We start from the raw sequence: 18,379 nt of genomic DNA on the forward strand, positions 1-18,379 counted from the left end.
ATAATATAACTATCTCATTAGTGTAACATCCCCTGACAACAAGAAAACCTTTCCCGTCTTATCTCTGAACTTAAACAAATAAACATAAACTCCCGGATTCACAGGTAATTCGTTAGAATCTCCATGCCACGCACCATCAGAACTATTTGGATGCCCACCTTTACTTTCAAAAATCCTTCCTCCCCACCGGTCATAAATTTGTAAAAGGTCAATCGTTTCTATACTAGGGTCACTGTGCAAATTGAAATAGTCATTCTGCTGGTCACCATTTGGACTAAAAACATTGGGCACATAAAAGTTTTGCCTGGTCGAAACAATGAGTCTATATTCGTATTCACAACCATTGGCATCTATTGCAATTACCAGATATTCGTTGACCCCAGGTTGTGCCAATAATGCAGTTTTCTTGCAATCCAGACAATTGATTAAACCATTTCCTCTCCAATTAAATTCAATTCCATTCGTATCCAGATGATAAAATTCAGGAAAAACGCTATCCCCGACAAAGACCCACAGGCTGTCATTCGGATATTTTATCCTGTCTTCAATATTATATTTTATATTAAAATCCTTCTTAAATAAGCACCCGTTTGCATCTACAATATTCATTTGGTAATTTCCTGAATTCAGATCGCTAATTTTATTATTGATTGGAAATTTTGGAACTGAATTTAGAAAATAACTCAAAGGATACTTTCCCCCACCAATCTTTTCAATTAGCAAGTTACCTTTTGATTCATTTTCGCAATTTCCATTTTCAGTTATCAGATTAAAACAAAAACATCCTGAATCAGGCAATTCAAATTCCTTCAATATACTACATCCAATGGCATCCGTGATTGTTACTTGATAATGCCCGGATTTAATATTCAGAATATCTTTTCCAATACTTTTATCATTCCATTGGAAATTATATGGTGGCTTGCCACCATCCACAGTAAGCCGGATACTTCCACTTGAATCACCCGGACATATATTCTGTCCCAATGAATCGAGCACGCTTAGTTGAGTTAAAATTTCCAATTTCAATTCAAATATTGAATCACATCCTCGAATACTTTTTCCTTTATAGTTGTAAATACCACTTTTATCGAAAATCTGGTTATAAAGCTTAAGCTCTGTTCCAAAACATATGATCGTATCTATTTTTATATTAATCGGTAAGGCTTCTGTCAATGATAAGTTGATCAAACTGTCACATCCATTTGAATTAATCAGTTTAATTTGATAATTACCAGATTCAAAAATATTTTGTGTCCCTATACTCAATGTTTCACCATTACAAATGCTTCTATTTACATCAGATGAAGTGTTTATGTAATTCTTCAATTGAAGATCAATTATACTGTCGCAACCCAATTGGTTTACTAAATTGATTCTATATGTACCAGGCCTACTGAAATTTGTTTTACCAACTGAAAGAAAACTACCTTCGCATATTCCAGTATCCAATTTAATATTTTGTACTGGAATTATTTGTAGATGTAATTCAACCAGGCTGTCACATCCATTAATATTTTTAAATGGGACAGTATAAATACCATTAGTTCCATAATTGACTCCTCCGATTTGAATAAATTCTCCTGAGCAAAGAATGGTATCAATTTTTACGTAGTTATTTGAATTTACAAGCACATTAAAATTGACCAAACTGTCACATCCATTGTAGGAAGCAAAAATGGATTGGTAAAGACCAGATTTTTTAATAAGCTGATTATTGATTAAAAGTGAGTCTCCTTCACATAACATATAATCAACATTGGTAACCTTAAGGTTATTAATTTTTATGTTTAGATCTAAAACACTATCACATCCTTGCGCAGACAAAAATTTAATTAAATAATTTCCCTCTTTAGAATAATTAATTCCATCAATCGATAAATAATCCCCTTCACATAATGTTGTATCCAGTTTAGTTACAAATTGACTTACCACCTTTAGGTTTAAGACAAGTACACTGTCACATGATTTATAGGAAATCAACGGCACTCCATAGGTTCCTGATTGATTGTATTTTACTCCTTCAATCTCAATATAATTGCCGATACATATAGTAGTATCCAAGTGCCCAAAAGCTGTGGATATTACTTCAAGTTCTAATTTTATTATACTATCACAACCTCTGAAATTCGGGATTACGATTTCATACACTCCGGAAGTATCAAATACACGCCCTGCTACATTAACAGAATTGCCGGAACAAATTATGGAATCAATAAAAGTAAAAGAAGTATCGTTAATATAATCGTAATAATTACTAAGTTCACAATCTTTTCCATCAAATGCTCTTAACTGATACCTGCCTTCTTCACCTTTCGGTATGGACAAATTAATATCCGTTGCACCCGGAATTGCAATACCGTCCTTATACCATTGGTGAGTAATTTTTGGAAGCTTGGCTCCATTTGACTTCAGGATAATAGTATCTGAGCACGGACTTCCACTTATGTCAAAATAAAGTGAATCAAATTTGGTAGATTCCTCAAGAATCAACTCATCCAACCAATAATAATAAGTCCCATCTGTTGCAGCGCATGCAGGCCCCAAAACAAGAGTTTCCACTTTTACATTTGGCTTCAATTTAACAGTCGTTTTTATCCAAGCGTTGCGTCCTGTAAGACTTACTCTAGTCATTTCAAACCATCCAGCATAAGCGGTAGGACAAAGCCAATTTCCAAATGGCCCACCAAAAGGCAAATTTGTGCAATCACTACTTGCAAAAATACCCATATTGAAAGTACGTCTTGGTCCTACAAAAACATTTCCAAGAGCTTGAGTTCCGGGTGTTCCAAAGCCAATCCAAAAGCTCAATGTATATTCCTTCCCTGGCAACATTGGTGTTGTAAGACAAGCACCTACATATTCTTTATATCGTCCCCGCCCGGCAAAATCCTGAATATCAAGGAACCCTACATAACCATTTCCTGCTGGAAGTGGCTGTGGAGGTTTGCCACGCACTACATCTGAAGTAAAACCGCAGGTGTGAAAATAATCGGAAGTTGCTGAAGAAGCTTGAATCCATGAGCGGCACCGGTCTAATTGGGCAACTGTATCTGGGCAAATGATGTAATCTTCAAAAGAAGGATTTGGAATTAAAGAAGAAGGAATAAATATCGTATCCTTAATTCCTGAACATTTACAATCTGGGTCGTTTAAATCTATAAGTCCGTCACCATCATCGTCCAAGGAGTTATCACACACCTCCGGCAGGTTAACTTGTACATTAAAAGTTAAATATAGGGAAAGAAAAGAATAATAAAAAAATGAAAAAATCATTTCTTTTGTTCAATTGAGGTGGTTGCCAGAATATAAAATTAAATATTATTTTGATAAATCCTTATCAAAATAGAATAACTCCATCTTAATTTAACAAAATTAAAGAGTAAGTATTAATTTTGAGCTAATTACAAATTAAATGAAATCTTTATATACTGTTTTGCTCCTTACCCTCGCTAATATTTTTATGACAATGGCTTGGTATGGACATTTGAGACTTAAGGAGGTGACCGGAATTCAAAAGTGGGGAATTCCAGGCTTGATTTTGTTTTCCTGGGGAATCGCATTTTTTGAATATTGCCTTCAGGTTCCTGGAAATAAAATTGGTTTTATTGGCAATGGAGGCCCATTTTCATTATTTCAATTAAAAGTAATTCAAGAAGTCATTACTTTATTTGTATTTGTTTTATTCACTTTAATATTCTTTAAAACAGAGACCTTTACTAAAAATCACATCATTAGTTTTTTATGCATTATTGCTGCAGTCTATTTTGCGTTTAAAAAATAACCCTAAAGTACAATGGAACAAGTCTACGCAGAAATTATTGTACCTCTAGCTGCAGAAGGATGCTTCACTTATATTGTACCAGAGGAATTTAAAGATCGTATTGCAATTGGCAAAAGAGTGGAAGTGGAATTTGGTAAAAGAAAGCATTATGCTGGCATTGTAAAAAGTCTTCCATTGAAGACAAACTGGCCAAACCCAAAACCAATATTAGATATATTGGATGAAGAGCCAATAGTGGATAAAATTCAACTGGATTTCTGGATATGGATAAGTGAATATTACTTATGTAGTATTGGAGATGTGATGAGCGCTGCTCTACCCTCTGCATTTCGATTGGCCAGCGAAACACATTTCCTTAAAAAAGAAGAAATTAATTATTTAGATTATTCCTTAAGCAATGATGAATTTTTAATTCTTGAAGCTTTAGACATTAGGAATGAACTAAGTGTTCTGGATATCAGAAATATTCTTCAAAAAAAATCTATTCTTAAACCCATTAAGAAATTGATTGATGATGGACTTATCTTGGTTACTGAACGACTATCCGACCAAGAAAAACTACCAAAAATTAAATGGATCCGGTTAAACCGAAAGTTAACTGAAGATTCTGAAGAGATGAACAGGTCATTGTTGTCTATACAAAAATCTCAAAATCAAAGTCGTCTAGTTTTATGCTATCTAAATGAGCGCAGAGATAAAAGTTGGATTAAACTTAAAGAACTACTCAACATTAGCGGATGTTCCTCAACAGTATCTAATTCACTTTTACAAAAAGGTATTTTCGAACAAATTGAATTAGAAAAATATTCATATCCTGAAACGACGAATACTATTTTACAATTCCAATTATCCGCTATTCAGCAGACCTGTTTAGAGGATATAAAAAGTACTTGGTTAAAGAAATCTGTGGTGTTGCTTAGGGGAATCACAGGAAGTGGTAAGACCCAAATTTATATGGAACTGATCAAGGAAAATATTCTCCTTGGCAAACAAGTTTTGTACCTTGTTCCGGAGATTGCATTGACTTCACAGTTGGTACAAAGAATTAAAAAATATTTTGGAACCCAATTAATTGAATACCACTCAGGCCTGTCCCAAAAAGACAGATTAGCTGTATGGGAGGCGTGTAAATCAGGTCACCCACTCATAGTAGGTGCAAGATCTTCCTTATTCCTTCCCTATCAAAAACTTGGTCTGATCATCGTTGATGAAGAACATGATCCATCTTATAAACAAAATGATCCATCTCCGAGGTATAATGCAAGAGATTGTGCATTTATTCTGGCACAGGACCATAATGCAAAAATATTATTAGGGTCTGCTACACCTTCGCTTGAATCCTATTCAAATGTAATCAATGATCGATTTGGCTCAGTCGTGTTAGACCAAAGATTTGGAGAAAGTCAATTGCCTGAAGTTAAGCTAGTCTCTTTAAAGGAAGCCTCTCAATTTGGAAAACTAAAAGGACATTTTACTGAAGAACTTCTTGAAGCAATTGAATACCAAATTGAACGTAAAAAGCAAATTCTCATTTTTAGAAACAGAAGAGGTTATAGTCCTTTACTTCAATGTGGAAATTGCAATTGGGAAGCCTATTGCGATCATTGTGATATTCACATGACTCTTCATAAATATCAGCAAAAATTAAAATGTCACATTTGTGGTTCTAAGCGAAATATTCCCACCAAATGTCCTCGATGCGAACAACACACACTGAAATTTATGGGGTTTGGCACAGAAAAAATAGAAGAAGAATTAAAAGAATATTTTCCTGATTTGATAATTAAAAGATTTGATCAGGAAATAGCCCGAAGCAAAAGCATTCAAACAGAAATATTAGAGGCTTTTCAAGATAAAGAAATTGATATTCTTGTAGGCACCCAAATGATCACAAAAGGTCTGGACTTTGAACATGTGGGATTGGTAGCGATAATTCAGGCGGACCAAATTTTACATTATCCGGATTTTCGCGCACAGGAAAGAGCATTTCAACTGATGACTCAGGTTAGTGGGCGATCTGGTAGAAGAGAAGATTTGGGACAGGTAATTATTCAGGCTTATGCAATATCCCATCCTGTAATAAATGATGTGATGAATCACGATTTTAAAAATTTTATTGAAAGAGAATTATTAGAACGTAAGAGATTTAACTTCCCTCCATTTGTTAGGTTGATCAGAATTGAATTAAGGCATTTAAAGTCAGAGACGGTAGATCAGGCAGCAATTTGGCTCATAAACCGCTTATCTAAATTCTTGGGAAAAAGAGTATTAGGTCCATCCGAACCACCTGTTGCTAGAATAAAGGGAGCTTATGCCAGAGAAATATACCTTAAGTTGGAACGAAAAAATGAAATAATTCTTAAAGGAAAACAAAAAATCAAAGAATATACTCAAAAGATAAAATCAGAAGAAGGCTGGGGATCTATCAGAGTTATCATAGATGTAGATCCATATTAATTTGGATTTGAAGAAAATAGTTATCCCTGCTTCACAATCCTTGAAAACATTCTTTCAACTATCGATTTAACTTCTCCTAATCGTTCAAGTATACTGGTATGTTTCTGGTTTAACTCCACTATTGCTTTTTTTTCATTAACCAGATGTTCATCAAATTTGGAAAAATTATGATCTATTTTTGTTTTGATCTCCGTAATGTAAAAACCCAACTTATGTCTAAGCTCCTCTTCCAATCCATTTTTACCTTGAATCAATTCATGTTCAAACTTTTGTAAAATTCTTCGTCGGTTAAACCCTAAAGTAATTCCTGCAAAAAGCAAACCAAGGGACGTTAAAACTCCACCTGTTATATCAAAAACCGCTCCATGGGTCAATGCAGTAATGATGGTACCTATGATAGCAATTCCTGTACCGGTGGCAACATTTGGAGCCAATTTACTCTCAGACTTTAACAATTCACTGCTATAATAATTTTCGGAATTTCGGATAAAATCATTGAATGTTTGTTGCAAATCACTCATAACTCCGGCACGCTTATCTGCAATTTCGGAAAATATTTCGTGATCATTTTTCAAAACTGTTCTGCTTCCTTTAATCTTTAGACTGACAATCTGAGCCATTTGCATTATGGAATCTGAAATATCTTGTACATTCAAATCCAGCTTTTCCCTCAAATTTTGCTTTAGTGTTGATTCAAATCTTGACTTAAAATCTTCCAACCACGCATGCAAATTATTATCCTTATTAAAAATACCTGTTATTCCTTTCTTTATTACGTTTATAAAACCAAGCCCATTTTCCAATTCCTTTTTGTAGGTTGCTGAACTATTTTGATAAGCTGAAACAAGATTTTCAATTAAGAGGTTCACATTATTAAAAGAAATGCGCTCATGCTCCTTCAAAGTTTTACTAATGTCATTTCTAAATTCAATATCATAATCATATTGATCTTTTCTTAGTTGGATTCCAGCCTGGAGTTTTTGGCTGATGTTAGTGCAATTATCAATATTGTTCAGCAACTTAAGAAAAGCCGCCTTTCCTCCGGTAATATTTTCTTTAATAAAATGCCTTAAATCGATAAATCCACTAGATTCTGAAAGTCCTTCCAACTCCATTTTTGCAGATACAGGATATATCAATGGCTCTTCAATACCCTTTTGTATTGCAAATTGTCTTAAACCATTAATATTAACTAGTAAATCTTCGTTAGACATTAAATCCTTTTGTTGCAAAACAAAAATGATTTTCTTTCGCCAGTCTTCCTTGATATAGGTAAACAGGTCCCAGGCCGACTGCCGATAAGGATTCTTTGCTTCAAAAACAAACATTACTAAATCGGAAACAGGGATAAACTTTTCTGTGATTTCTTGATGATGCTGAATGATTGTATTAGTTCCGGGTGTATCTACAATTGCAATTTCTTTTAAAATTTCTTCTGGATAGGTAATTCTTTTTAAAACAGAACTTAAGGCTATTTCCATATACTCTGGCCCATAAACTATTTGTTGAATAGTATCGGTCATCGGACTTGGTGCAACTTTACAAATTTCAGTTGTTGTTTGAAGCAAAGCGTTTATAAAACTACTTTTCCCTACCTTAACCTCCCCTACAATTACAAACATAAAGGGGTCTCTAATTCTATTTCGCAAATCGCTTACCGTATCAACCAATGATTGATTGTCGATAGAGATGGTAAGTGCATGCAAATCCTTTGCTATTTCTTCAAATAACAGATAAGGCCCTTGTAGGTCTTTTTCTATTAGGGCGCTTTGTGACATAAATATTTTTGTTTTGAAAGTTTAAAAATATCTCATTTGGGATATAAGTTTTTCAGTCCATTCTGGAAGATGTTTGTGCTCGAGTTCCTGAACCTTTTTAGACAGCTTTTCAGCATTATCTTTTTTATCAACCTTGCACTTAGCTTGAAAAATTATTTTTCCTTTGTCGTACATTTCATTTACGTAATGAATTGTGATGCCTGACTCTGGATCTCCAGAAGATATTACTGCCTGATGCACACCTAGGCCATACATACCCTTGCCGCCATATTTCGGTAAAAGTGCGGGATGAATGTTTATCATTCTTTGGTCATAAATTTTTACCAAAAAAGGTGGAACCAACATCAAAAAGCCAGCCAAAACTATAAAATCAACATCGTATAAATTCAGTAATGATGTCATGTAACTATTGTTGCTCAAGAGTGATTTATTGACTACGGAATATTCTATACCGTTTTCCTCTGCAACTTTAATTACATTTGCTTTTGATGAATTAGTAATGATCAATACCACCTGAATATTTGGGTGATTTTTAAAATGTTTGATTAGCTGACTTGCATTACTTCCCTGGCCTGAGGCGAAAATGGCAATTTTCTTTTTCTTCATATGCTTCGTTAGAGTATGTAGGTTGGATTATGATTTTAAAACCTTGTATTGACTGGAATTTGATGGATCTATTGCGGTCATTGCCCTGTATACCTCATCTTTTTCCTGAGTGGTTCCTTTTTTAAAAATTTCTATTATTTCTCCACTTTTGGAATTAATAAAAATCTGCATTAAGTAAGTATTTGGATAAGATCTATCGGTTTGCGCAATGGCATTAATTGCGGCAACCATATCTCTCCGCGCGACATTCATATCTTTAGTGCTTTGATCCAAACACAACCTATGATATTCATAAAACGCTCGTCTAAACGCCTTCATTCTGGGATTTATAAGATTCTCCATCAAAAAATAGCGGCTGTTTTTTTTACTTGAGGAAGAACTCCAACTCTGATCAAATCCACGCGCTCCAGAAGGTATTGTATTGACCATATTTTGTAAAATATTGACATAGGGCTCTCCACCTTCCAGACTAAAACTGTCGTAATCAAGGCTAAGTATAAAATATGCATAAAATGTCAATACACTGGACAAATTGTCAAAAAACGTTTCTTTACTGTTTTCCAATGGCTTAAAAGGATCAAAATTAATGGGCACATCCTTTTCATTCAAAATAAGTATTGGCGTTTCATAAGTTGATTGATATACAGGCCTTGATGCCTGGATTGCAAAATCACAAACAAATGAATTGTTCCCACGATCTTCCCTAATCGTTATTTGAACGCTGCTTTTAATTCGCTCATACAATTCAAACTTATCCCCAGTCCACTTTTGGTTGTTCATGAACTCCTTAACTAGTTTTTCCATTTGTCCCACAACAGCCTTGTCACTAGTGCCCAGATTGGGCGCAATCACTTTAACTGTCATATCCAATTCCTGAGCACTGCCTTGCAGCAACATTATCATGGCAATTGCCAACAGGATTAGTCTCTTGTGCATATATTTAAAATCAAAGTTTAATCATCTCTTCCAAAATATCAATGGCCACCTTTTCTTTTGATTTAAGCTCGAAAGATATCAATTCTCCTGATTTTTTTAAAATCTGGATTTTGTTCGTATCAAAACCAAAACCTGCGCCCTCATCTTTTGGTGAATTGATAACGATCATATCCATGTTTTTCTTATCTAATTTAGTTTGTGCGTTATTGACAATATTTTGTGTTTCCAATGCAAAACCTATCAGCCTTTGGTTTGGTTGCTTCTTTTCACCTATGAAAGCCGCTATATCTGGATTTTTAACAAGTTTCAAGGTAATACTATCTTCAGTTTTTTTAATTTTTTCTAAAGACGGATTTTCAGGTTTGTAATCTGCTACTGCCGCTGCTAAAATGAAATAATCAAAATGATTAATTTTTGATGAAACACTACTTAACATCTGCTCAGCTGAGACCACATGAATTACCTCTATTTGAAAGGATGGATCTGGTTTTTGGTTGGCTGGACCCAGAACCAAAGTTACTTCTGCTCCCATGGATGCAGCAACTTCAGCGAGTCTAATACCCATTTTACCTGAAGAAAAATTTCCGATAAATCTTACCGGGTCAATTGATTCATAAGTTGGGCCGGCTGTAATTAAAATTTTCTTGTGCTTAAGCTTGGCTTTCTGATCAAAAAACGCCAGAACGAGCTCCATTATTTCTTCAGGTTCAGCCAATCTCCCAGGTCCACTTAATCCACTGGCCAAAATACCTTCGGCAACCGGTACAACCTTGACTCCTCTTTGTTTTAATATTTCTAAATTATTCTGAGTTGAAGGATGCTTCCACATATCCAAATCCATTGCTGGAGCTATCATTACAGGACATTTTGCAGAAAGAAAAACCGCAGTTAATAAGTTATCAACCAAACCCAAAGTAAACTTAGCCATGGATTGGGCACTAATTGGAGCAACCAGCAACAAATCTGCCCATAAACCCAAATGGACATGATTCTGCCACTCTTGCTCATTAGAGAGACTATTCAATACTTTTTGGCCGGAAAGGGTAGAAAAGCTTAAGGGACCAACAAAATCCATGGCCGAATTAGTCATAATAACTTTAACCTCAGCACCTGCTTTCGTCAATAAACGAAGCAAAATCAAAGATTTATAAGCGGATATACTTCCGGTTACCCCGAGGATTATCTTTTTTCCAGTTAATGCGTTCATGCATTATCCATTATAATCTTAGGGACTTGTGCTATTCAGAATCAGATGGTTCTTGAGTCCTTAAGGTATAATCAATTTGTCCATTTATGAACTCTTCGATTGCAATCAGTACTGGATTTGGCAATTTCTCATAAAACTTAGAAATCTCAATTTGCTCTTTATTTTCGTGCACTTCTTCAATAGTATCAGAGTGCGAAGCAAATTCTTCCAATTTGTCGTGCAGTTCGGTCTTCAAATCATTAGATAATTGATTGGCTCTCTTTGCGATAACATTAATCGTTTCATAAATATTTCCTGTAACTGCAGCTAAAGCTTTGATGTCCCTTGCCTGAACATTTGGATTGATTCCTTGAACTTGTGTTTTAATATCCATCATAAATTGGGTTGTTGAATTTAATATTGGCCTGATTTTTTATTTGTTTGACTTCTTGAGAAACTTTCCCACTTGGAAACTTCACAAGGTAATAATTACAGAGCTCGATTGTTTTGTTAAATCTCTCTTTTTGCTTTTCAAATACACTATTTACTGCCCACTCATAGGCGGATTTGACCTGAAGGTATCTGATTTCACGTTCATTTTTTGTTTCAGGAAAATCGGTAAGTAGATTTTCAAGACTTGTTAAACAGGCCTGAAAAGACTTCAAATCATAATATAACAAGGCTTGTTGATATGCTTTAGTTTCTAATTTAAGCCTGAGTTGATCAATTAATTTATTGCATTCTGCCAGTCGATCTGACTCAGGATAAACATTTACAAACGATTGAAATCCATCAATTGCTTTTTGAGTAGAAGTTTGGTCGAGTTTTATATCCGGAGAAGTCCTATAAATGGCATAAACAGCCATAAATTCCGATTCTTCCTTATACTTACTGGTAACAAAGGTGTTGGCAAAATTTTTAAAATACTGACTAGCAGTTTCAAAATCTGAAAGATAATAATGGGTATAGGCGTACTTAAAATACAAATCTTCTGCCTGTTTTTGCCCTCTGAATGAACTTATCACCAATTCAAATAATGTTTGTGCTTTAAGGTACTCCTTCTGAGCATAATATTGGTTGGCGTTTTTTAATATTAATTCTGGATCTCCACTAGTCCTAACCTTCTCATAAGTTGACTTACAAGAACTTATCAAAATGATTAAACCAAAAAAAGTTAAGTAAATATTTCTCATTTTAAGGCTGCAAAGTTACGACATTAAACGCGATGTTGCGCAAGATGTTGCTCTGAAAAAGATAATGTTGTAAATGCCTTTTTAAAAGAGGATGAAATTATTTCATTTTTTTGACTTACAGCTATTTACATATATAAATTAAAATACATTTTATAGATTATAGCAATATTCTGCTCCCGTTGATTCTACTTGAAGTTGTTAAAAATTTGTCCAATAGAAATAAATTCCTGAATATTCAGACTTGCACCACCTACTAAGGCCCCATCAATATCAGGCTGTTTTGCCAATTCTTCAGCAATGGAACCTTTTACACTGCCACCATATAGAATTTTAACAGATTCTTTGTATTCAGCACCATAGTTTTCCCCAATCCATTGTCTAATATGGCTATGCATTTCCTGGGCCTGAATAGGAGTCGCTGAATTTCCGGAACCTATTGCCCACACAGGTTCGTAGGCAATTATAATGTTGTTCAACCCATCTTCCAACCCATCCCCCAGATCCTCTTCTAATTGATTGATAATATGCTCTAAATGAAGGCCTTCCTCTCGCAATTCTTTGGATTCTCCACAACAATAAACAATCTTTAATTCTTGAGAAAGTGCTGTTTTTATTTTTTTCGAGATCAGCATATTTTCCCTAAAATTCATTTCTCTCCTTTCGCTATGGCCAAGAATTACATAACTGACTCCAAGATCCTTTAACATACTGGCTGAAACTTCACCAGTATAGGCTCCAGACAATTGTTCGTGACAATTTTGAGCCGCCAATTTTAAACCCTTTGGGATAAATTGACGGAGGTCGCACAGATGTGTAAAAGGTGGGGCTATGACATAATCATGATTATTATCACGCAGAGTTAGAAATTCCTCGATAAAGGAGGATGCTTTCGTTGGCAACATGTTCATTTTCCAGTTTGCCACAACTAAAGGTTTTCTAAAGGGTTTCATTAAAGACCATTTTGTAAACCAAATGTATTGCTTTGTAACAAATTAAATTTGAATGAATGAAATTTGGCAAAGAAAGTCAAACCATAAATGAAGATTTTAACCTATTAATTCCCAGAACATGGTTCCAATCAGATGCTAATAAGCCTCTCATATTCACCGGGGGCACAGGATTTAGCAATCCTGCATTAAAGGCAAGCTTATATCCGAAAAACTGCAAATCGAAAGATTTCCTCTTTCAATATAGTCAGATTTTCAATGGCATTGAATATAATGGAAGTTATTATAAAATCCCTGATGAGGATAAGGTTCTCTTTTGGAGGAGCCAAATTCCACCGAATTTTAAGTTTTGTTCAAAATTTCCTTTAAGTATTTCAAACAGCAAAAACCTTGGCAATGCTTCTATTTGGCAAAAATTTGAAAGGTTTCTTACAAATCTGGATATCCATAGAGGGCCTGCTTTTCTTCAACTACCAAGATACTTTGACATAACAAAAAAGGCAACTCTTTACGCTATTCTGGATACAAAACCAATTTGTTACCCTTTTCTAATTGAGCTAAGACACGAAACTTGGTTTAGTGACAAGCATGAATTAGAAGATTTGTATGCTTGGTTGGCACAGCTAAATATTGGCCTAGTCATAACTGACACACCTGGAAGAAGAGATGTTTGTCATATGGAAGTTTGCAGCCCATATCTATTCATCAGATATCTGTCAGACGGAAAAGCTAAAAATGACGAGAAGCGTATTAATTCATGGATCTCGCAATTTCTTAACATAGGAAATTTTGGAATTAAAGAGTTCCATTTTTACCTTCACCACCCGGATGCTGTCCAAATGGTCAAATTCGCTAATTATTTACAAAAAAACATTGAGTCTCGGATAGATGCAAAAGATACAGCTTAAACCCCATTACGAATACATCGATCGGGATATCAGTTGGTTAGATTTCAACTATAGGGTCTTGCAGGAAGCTAAGGACCCTACTGTTCCATTAATAGAAAGAATTCGCTTTCTTGCAATATATTCATCAAATCTGGGTGAGTTTTTTAGAATCAGGGTGGCTCACCACAGAAACATAAAAATGCTGGGAAAAAAAACCAAAAGTCAACTTGAATACAGACCTGGAACTTGGCTGAAGGAATTGTACAAGATAGTCAATCAACAACTCGATGAATTTAATGAAATTTTTGACAACCAGATTCTTCCTGAGCTTAATAAGGAAAATATTTTTCTGCTGTCTCACCGAGAATTAAGTCAGCAGCAGGAATTGTTTATTGAATCGTTTTTCAAAGAAAACTTACTTCCATTTGTACAACCAGTATTACTTGTAGGAAATAAAATCAAACCCTTTCTAAACAACTCAGAATTATATCTTACCATAATTTTAAAATCAAAAGACGAGCCTGAGGCTGCAGAACAATATGGTATAGTAAAAATTCCATCAGACCATTTAAAAAGATTTATTATTCTGCCTTCGGAGACAGATAGACATAATGTTATACTTCTGGATGAGATAGTGCGATTTTCATTGAAGTGGCTATTTCCTGGGTATGATATAATACATTCCTATTCTATTAAACTTACACGAGACGCTGAGCTGTACATAGAGGACGAATTTAGTGGAGATTTATTAGAAAAAATAAAAAAAGGACTAATTAAGAGAAACATAGGGCCAGCATCAAGATTGGTTTATGATCAGGCCATGCCAAAAGAAATGCTAAAATTTTTCCTTGATTTGTTGGAAATCCAAAAATCTGACCTTACTCCTGAAGGCAGATACCATAATAATTTTGACTTTTTCAATTTTCCTGATTTTGGCAAAAAACATCTGAGAAATAAGGTATTAAAACCTCTTGTCTACCCACCATTTCATCAAATCTCGAATCTTTTTGATGCGATAGATGAAAAAGATCATTTACTCAATTTTCCTTACCATGAATATGAACCAGTAATTAGATTTTTTGAAGATGCGGCTAGAGATCCTGATGTTACACAGATTAAGATTACACAATACCGAGTTGCAAAAAAATCCAGAATCATGGATGCTCTTATTACTGCTGCCGCCGAAGGAAAAAACGTATTTGTGTTTATAGAAGTAAAAGCTCGCTTTGATGAAGCCGCTAATCTTAATTGGGGTGAGGAGATGGAAAAAAACGGAATAAAGGTGAGATATAGTTTCCCTGGACTTAAGGTGCATTCAAAGGCCGCTTTAATTACAAAAAAATCTGGAAATGAATCAAAGAATTATGCCTATCTCAGCACCGGCAATTTCCATGAAGGTACAGCCAAAGCATATAGTGATTTTGGTTTATTTACTTCTGATTCTCGCATTACACAGGAAATAAACAGGATATTTGGTTTTTTGGAAAATGTTAAACTCCCAACTACTTCCTTCAAACATCTTCTGGTCGGACAATTTAATTTAAATGATGAGCTCAAAGCGTTAATAGCTTTTGAAAAAGAACAAGCAATAAAGGGTTTACCCTCCGGCATCATACTTAAAATGAATAGCATTCAGGACCCAGAGATGATTGATTTACTTTATGACGCCAGTTTGTCAGGCGTCAACATCAAACTAATCATTAGAGGGATCTGCTGCATAATACCAGGCAAACCAGGTCTCAGTGACAATATTGAAGGCATTAGTATTCTTGATCGTTTTTTGGAACACACACGAGTTTACTTTTTTTTACATGGTGGAGAAGAAAAGGTTTTACTTTCTTCAGCAGACTGGATGGTAAGAAACCTTCATTTCAGAATAGAAACTGCATTTCCAATTTACGAGCCTGAACATAAAAAACTGATCCTTGATATACTTAAAATACAATTAGAGGATAATGTTAAAGCAAGAAGTTTAAATTATTTAACCATTAATCAATTTAGAAAAAATAATGGAGGCCGAAAAATAAGGTCACAGTTGGAAACTTATAAATATTTAAAAAAACGCAATACCCAAAATTTAAATGATTTGACATGAAAAAAAGTAAACATCGGCTAATCTACTTTCACGTTCCATGTCCTAATGATAAAAGTGCAAATGAACTTGGAAGATTATGTATTCTAAACAGATTAGCTGCTTGTGTTCATATAATACCTGTAATTTCAATTTTCGAATGGCAGGGAAAATTAAATCCGGAAGATGAACTTCTATTAATATTAAAAACTACTAAAAAAAGATCTGATCGACTTGAATCTTTTATAGAAAAAAATCACAGCTATGAAATTCCCTGTATTTTAAAAATAAAAGGAGAATGCAATTCAAGCTACTATGATTGGGTCAAAAAACAAACAAAAAAGGATCACACTAAACCTACTAAAAAATTATCAACCCATCCTTCATAGTATAAGTCTTTTGGGTTTTTGAAGCAATATTAGGATCATGGGTGACGATCAGCATAGTCATGTTCAATTCATCCCTCAATTTAAAAAGGAGTTTTAGTACTTCGCTAGAATTTTCCTGATCCAAATTTCCTGTAGGTTCATCTGCCAATAAAATTTTTGGATGATTAAGTAATGCTCTAGCCAGTGCGACTCTTTGTTGTTCTCCTCCAGACATTTGACCCGGTTTATGAGACATGCGTTCACTTAATCCCAAATAATCCAACAATTCTTTTCCATGATCAAGTATAGCCTTCTCCGTTCCACCTGCAATAAATCCAGGCAAACAAACATTTTCCAATGCCGTTAACTCAGCCAAGAGATGATGAAACTGAAATATAAAACCTATGTTTCTATTACGAAAATCTGCCAATTCCTTCTCTGACCAATTAGATGTACTTAGACCATTTAACACTAGGTTTCCACTATCCGGCCTATCCAATGTGCCAATTATGTGCAGCAAAGTACTTTTTCCAGCACCGGAAGATCCTACTATACTGACCAGTTCTCCTTCCTTAATTTCCAAATTAACTCCTTTAAGCACTTTAAGCTTTTGATAGTTTTTTTCGATTCCTTTACAATAAATCATTGATTTTCTAGTAGTTATAATTTTTATCAAAAACCAAAATAATCACAATGTATGATATCCGGGCTATGCCAAATCAAGACAAATATCTAAATTTGCGCTGTTTAATAAAATTCTTACTTAAGAAGGCACAATTATTGGCACTCTTTCGTTCTACATTTGACCACTTTTATAAAATTCTGACCAATAACCGTTTAAATTCCACATCACAGTTTTATGAAAATTCTACTTCTCTGTAAAAAGTTCCCCTACCCACTTAAGGATGGAGAAGCTATTGCAGTGAACCAATTAAGTAAGTCTTTAACTGAAAATGGTTGCGAAGTGACGCTTTTGGCAATGAATACAAGCAGACACCATTATAAAAGCAAAAGTAATCTACTACCTAAGGAACTGAGTCATTTTAAAGAAATTCACTCGGTGGATGTGGACAATAAAATTACAACCTGGGGAGCTTTAAAAAATTTATTCAGCGCAGAATCTTACCATATCTCGAGGTTTGTTTCAGATGAATTCTCAAAGAAACTTATAGAAATCCTGAGCAATAACCAGTTTGATATTATTCAATTGGAGACTCTTTACTTGGCACCCTATTTGAAAATTATTAAAGATAATTCGGATGCTACTGTTGTAATGCGAGCGCACAATATTGAACATGAAATCTGGCATAGGATTTCCAATCAAATCAAATTTATTCCGAAGAAAATTTATTTGAGCTATTTAGCAAAAAAACTTAAAAGGTTTGAAATAGAAAAATTAAACGAATACGATTTTCTCGTTGCCATCACGGAAAGAGATTTGGAAATGTTCAAATCTCTTGGATATAAAAATGGATGCTTGGCTACTCCCGTTGGCTTTGACCTAAAAGAATACCAACCCGAATACTCCGCATTCAACAAAGATTTGAACCTTTCTTTCATTGGGTCATTGGATTGGATGCCTAATATTGAAGGTTTAAGGTGGTTTCTTAATGAGACATGGCCAGTATTGCATAATAGATTTCCAAATTTGAAATTCCATTTTGCAGGCCGGAATGCGCCTAAAGACCTTGCGAACATCCAAATGCCTGGTGTTACTTTTTATGACTCTGTTTCCGACAGTAAGGAATTTATGTTGGGGCACCAAATATTAATTGTCCCAATATTTGCAGGATCTGGCATCAGGGTCAAAATTCTAGAAGCAATGGCTCTTGGTAGAGTTGTCATCACTAGTTCCATTGGTTTGGAAGGGATACCTGCAAAACATTTGGAGCAGGTTATTTTAGCCAATACTGTTGAAGACTATATCCAGATTATTCAAATGTGTTATGACGGAAAAATTAACCTACTGCGGTTAGGTCAGTCTGCCAGAAATTTTGTACTAAATAATTTTGACAGCTCAAAGCTTGCGGTGAAGTTATTGAACGCTTATCAAAAAGTCATTGATTCCCCGAGCCACATTTAATGGTGTCTGATACAGATGGTGGCTTTGTTAAAAATAACATTCATATTAAGTCTTATCTTGTTTTTGCACAGTTATTTATTTTA

The 18,379-nt window shown here is 34.6% G+C and carries 15 protein-coding genes; 6 read left to right on the forward strand and 9 right to left on the reverse strand.

Features of this window, described 5'->3' with window-relative positions:
* Positions 1-9 precede the first annotated feature (9 nt).
* Positions 10-3,276, reverse strand: a complete 3,267-nt coding sequence (locus IPJ83_13545) for a gliding motility-associated C-terminal domain-containing protein (GenBank protein ID MBK7881569.1) — start codon at positions 3,274-3,276, stop codon at positions 10-12.
* 139 nt (positions 3,277-3,415) lie between these two features.
* Here IPJ83_13545 and IPJ83_13550 point away from each other — a divergent pair, with 139 nt between their 5' ends.
* Both IPJ83_13550 and priA read left to right on the forward strand, forming a co-directional pair.
* Positions 3,416-3,784 (forward strand): DMT family protein, encoded by a 369-nt coding sequence (locus IPJ83_13550; protein ID MBK7881570.1) that lies wholly within the window; start codon positions 3,416-3,418, stop codon positions 3,782-3,784.
* A gap of 12 nt (positions 3,785-3,796) precedes the next feature.
* Positions 3,797-6,241 (forward strand): primosomal protein N', encoded by a 2,445-nt coding sequence (gene priA, locus IPJ83_13555; protein ID MBK7881571.1) that lies wholly within the window; start codon positions 3,797-3,799, stop codon positions 6,239-6,241.
* A 20-nt stretch (positions 6,242-6,261) separates the two neighbouring features.
* On the opposite strand, the gene IPJ83_13560 is transcribed toward priA, so the two are convergent.
* The 7 genes from IPJ83_13560 to IPJ83_13590 all read right to left on the reverse strand — a co-directional run bounded on the left by IPJ83_13560 (position 6,262) and on the right by IPJ83_13590 (position 12,890).
* Positions 6,262-8,019, reverse strand: a complete 1,758-nt coding sequence (locus IPJ83_13560) for a dynamin family protein (GenBank protein ID MBK7881572.1) — start codon at positions 8,017-8,019, stop codon at positions 6,262-6,264.
* A 21-nt stretch (positions 8,020-8,040) separates the two neighbouring features.
* Entirely contained in the window at positions 8,041-8,625 is a 585-nt protein-coding gene (locus tag IPJ83_13565) for a phosphoribosylglycinamide formyltransferase (protein MBK7881573.1), read from the reverse strand.
* Between the two features lie 27 nt (positions 8,626-8,652).
* Positions 8,653-9,561 (reverse strand): DUF4835 family protein, encoded by a 909-nt coding sequence (locus IPJ83_13570; protein ID MBK7881574.1) that lies wholly within the window; start codon positions 9,559-9,561, stop codon positions 8,653-8,655.
* Between the two features lie 10 nt (positions 9,562-9,571).
* Positions 9,572-10,768, reverse strand: coding sequence for a bifunctional phosphopantothenoylcysteine decarboxylase/phosphopantothenate--cysteine ligase CoaBC (coaBC, locus tag IPJ83_13575; GenBank protein MBK7881575.1), 1,197 nt, complete (start codon positions 10,766-10,768; stop codon positions 9,572-9,574).
* Positions 10,769-10,799: 31 nt separating this feature from the next.
* On the reverse strand, positions 10,800-11,144 hold the full coding sequence (locus tag IPJ83_13580; protein ID MBK7881576.1) for a DNA-directed RNA polymerase subunit omega: 345 nt from the start codon (positions 11,142-11,144) through the stop codon (positions 10,800-10,802).
* Positions 11,131-11,940 (reverse strand): outer membrane protein assembly factor BamD, encoded by an 810-nt coding sequence (gene bamD, locus IPJ83_13585; protein ID MBK7881577.1) that lies wholly within the window; start codon positions 11,938-11,940, stop codon positions 11,131-11,133. The genes IPJ83_13580 and bamD overlap by 14 nt, the downstream gene beginning before the upstream one ends.
* 185 nt (positions 11,941-12,125) lie before the next feature.
* Entirely contained in the window at positions 12,126-12,890 is a 765-nt protein-coding gene (locus tag IPJ83_13590) for a triose-phosphate isomerase (protein ID MBK7881578.1), read from the reverse strand.
* Positions 12,891-12,946: 56 nt separating this feature from the next.
* On the opposite strand from IPJ83_13590, the gene IPJ83_13595 reads away from it, so the two are divergent.
* From IPJ83_13595 to IPJ83_13605, 3 genes are read left to right on the forward strand one after another with little or no spacing between them, the layout of a single operon-like run.
* Positions 12,947-13,795 (forward strand): DUF72 domain-containing protein, encoded by an 849-nt coding sequence (locus IPJ83_13595; GenBank protein ID MBK7881579.1) that lies wholly within the window; start codon positions 12,947-12,949, stop codon positions 13,793-13,795.
* A complete protein-coding gene (gene ppk1, locus IPJ83_13600; GenBank protein MBK7881580.1) occupies positions 13,776-15,869 on the forward strand; it encodes a polyphosphate kinase 1 in 2,094 nt (697 codons plus the stop codon). The genes IPJ83_13595 and ppk1 overlap by 20 nt, the downstream gene beginning before the upstream one ends.
* Positions 15,866-16,234: a divalent-cation tolerance protein CutA gene (locus tag IPJ83_13605; protein ID MBK7881581.1), complete on the forward strand. Its 369-nt coding sequence runs from the start codon at positions 15,866-15,868 to the stop codon at positions 16,232-16,234. The genes ppk1 and IPJ83_13605 overlap by 4 nt, the downstream gene beginning before the upstream one ends.
* Here the strand turns inward: IPJ83_13605 and IPJ83_13610 are convergent.
* A complete protein-coding gene (locus tag IPJ83_13610) occupies positions 16,206-16,859 on the reverse strand; it encodes an ABC transporter ATP-binding protein (protein MBK7881582.1) in 654 nt (217 codons plus the stop codon). The genes IPJ83_13605 and IPJ83_13610 overlap by 29 nt on opposite strands.
* A gap of 213 nt (positions 16,860-17,072) precedes the next feature.
* Between IPJ83_13610 and IPJ83_13615 the strand changes: the two genes are divergently transcribed.
* Positions 17,073-18,296, forward strand: coding sequence for a glycosyltransferase (locus IPJ83_13615; GenBank protein MBK7881583.1), 1,224 nt, complete (start codon positions 17,073-17,075; stop codon positions 18,294-18,296).
* The last annotated feature ends 83 nt before the right edge of the window (positions 18,297-18,379 follow it).

It is taken from the genome of Candidatus Vicinibacter proximus (assembly GCA_016713905.1).
Lineage (GTDB): Bacteria > Bacteroidota > Bacteroidia > Chitinophagales > Saprospiraceae > Vicinibacter > Vicinibacter proximus.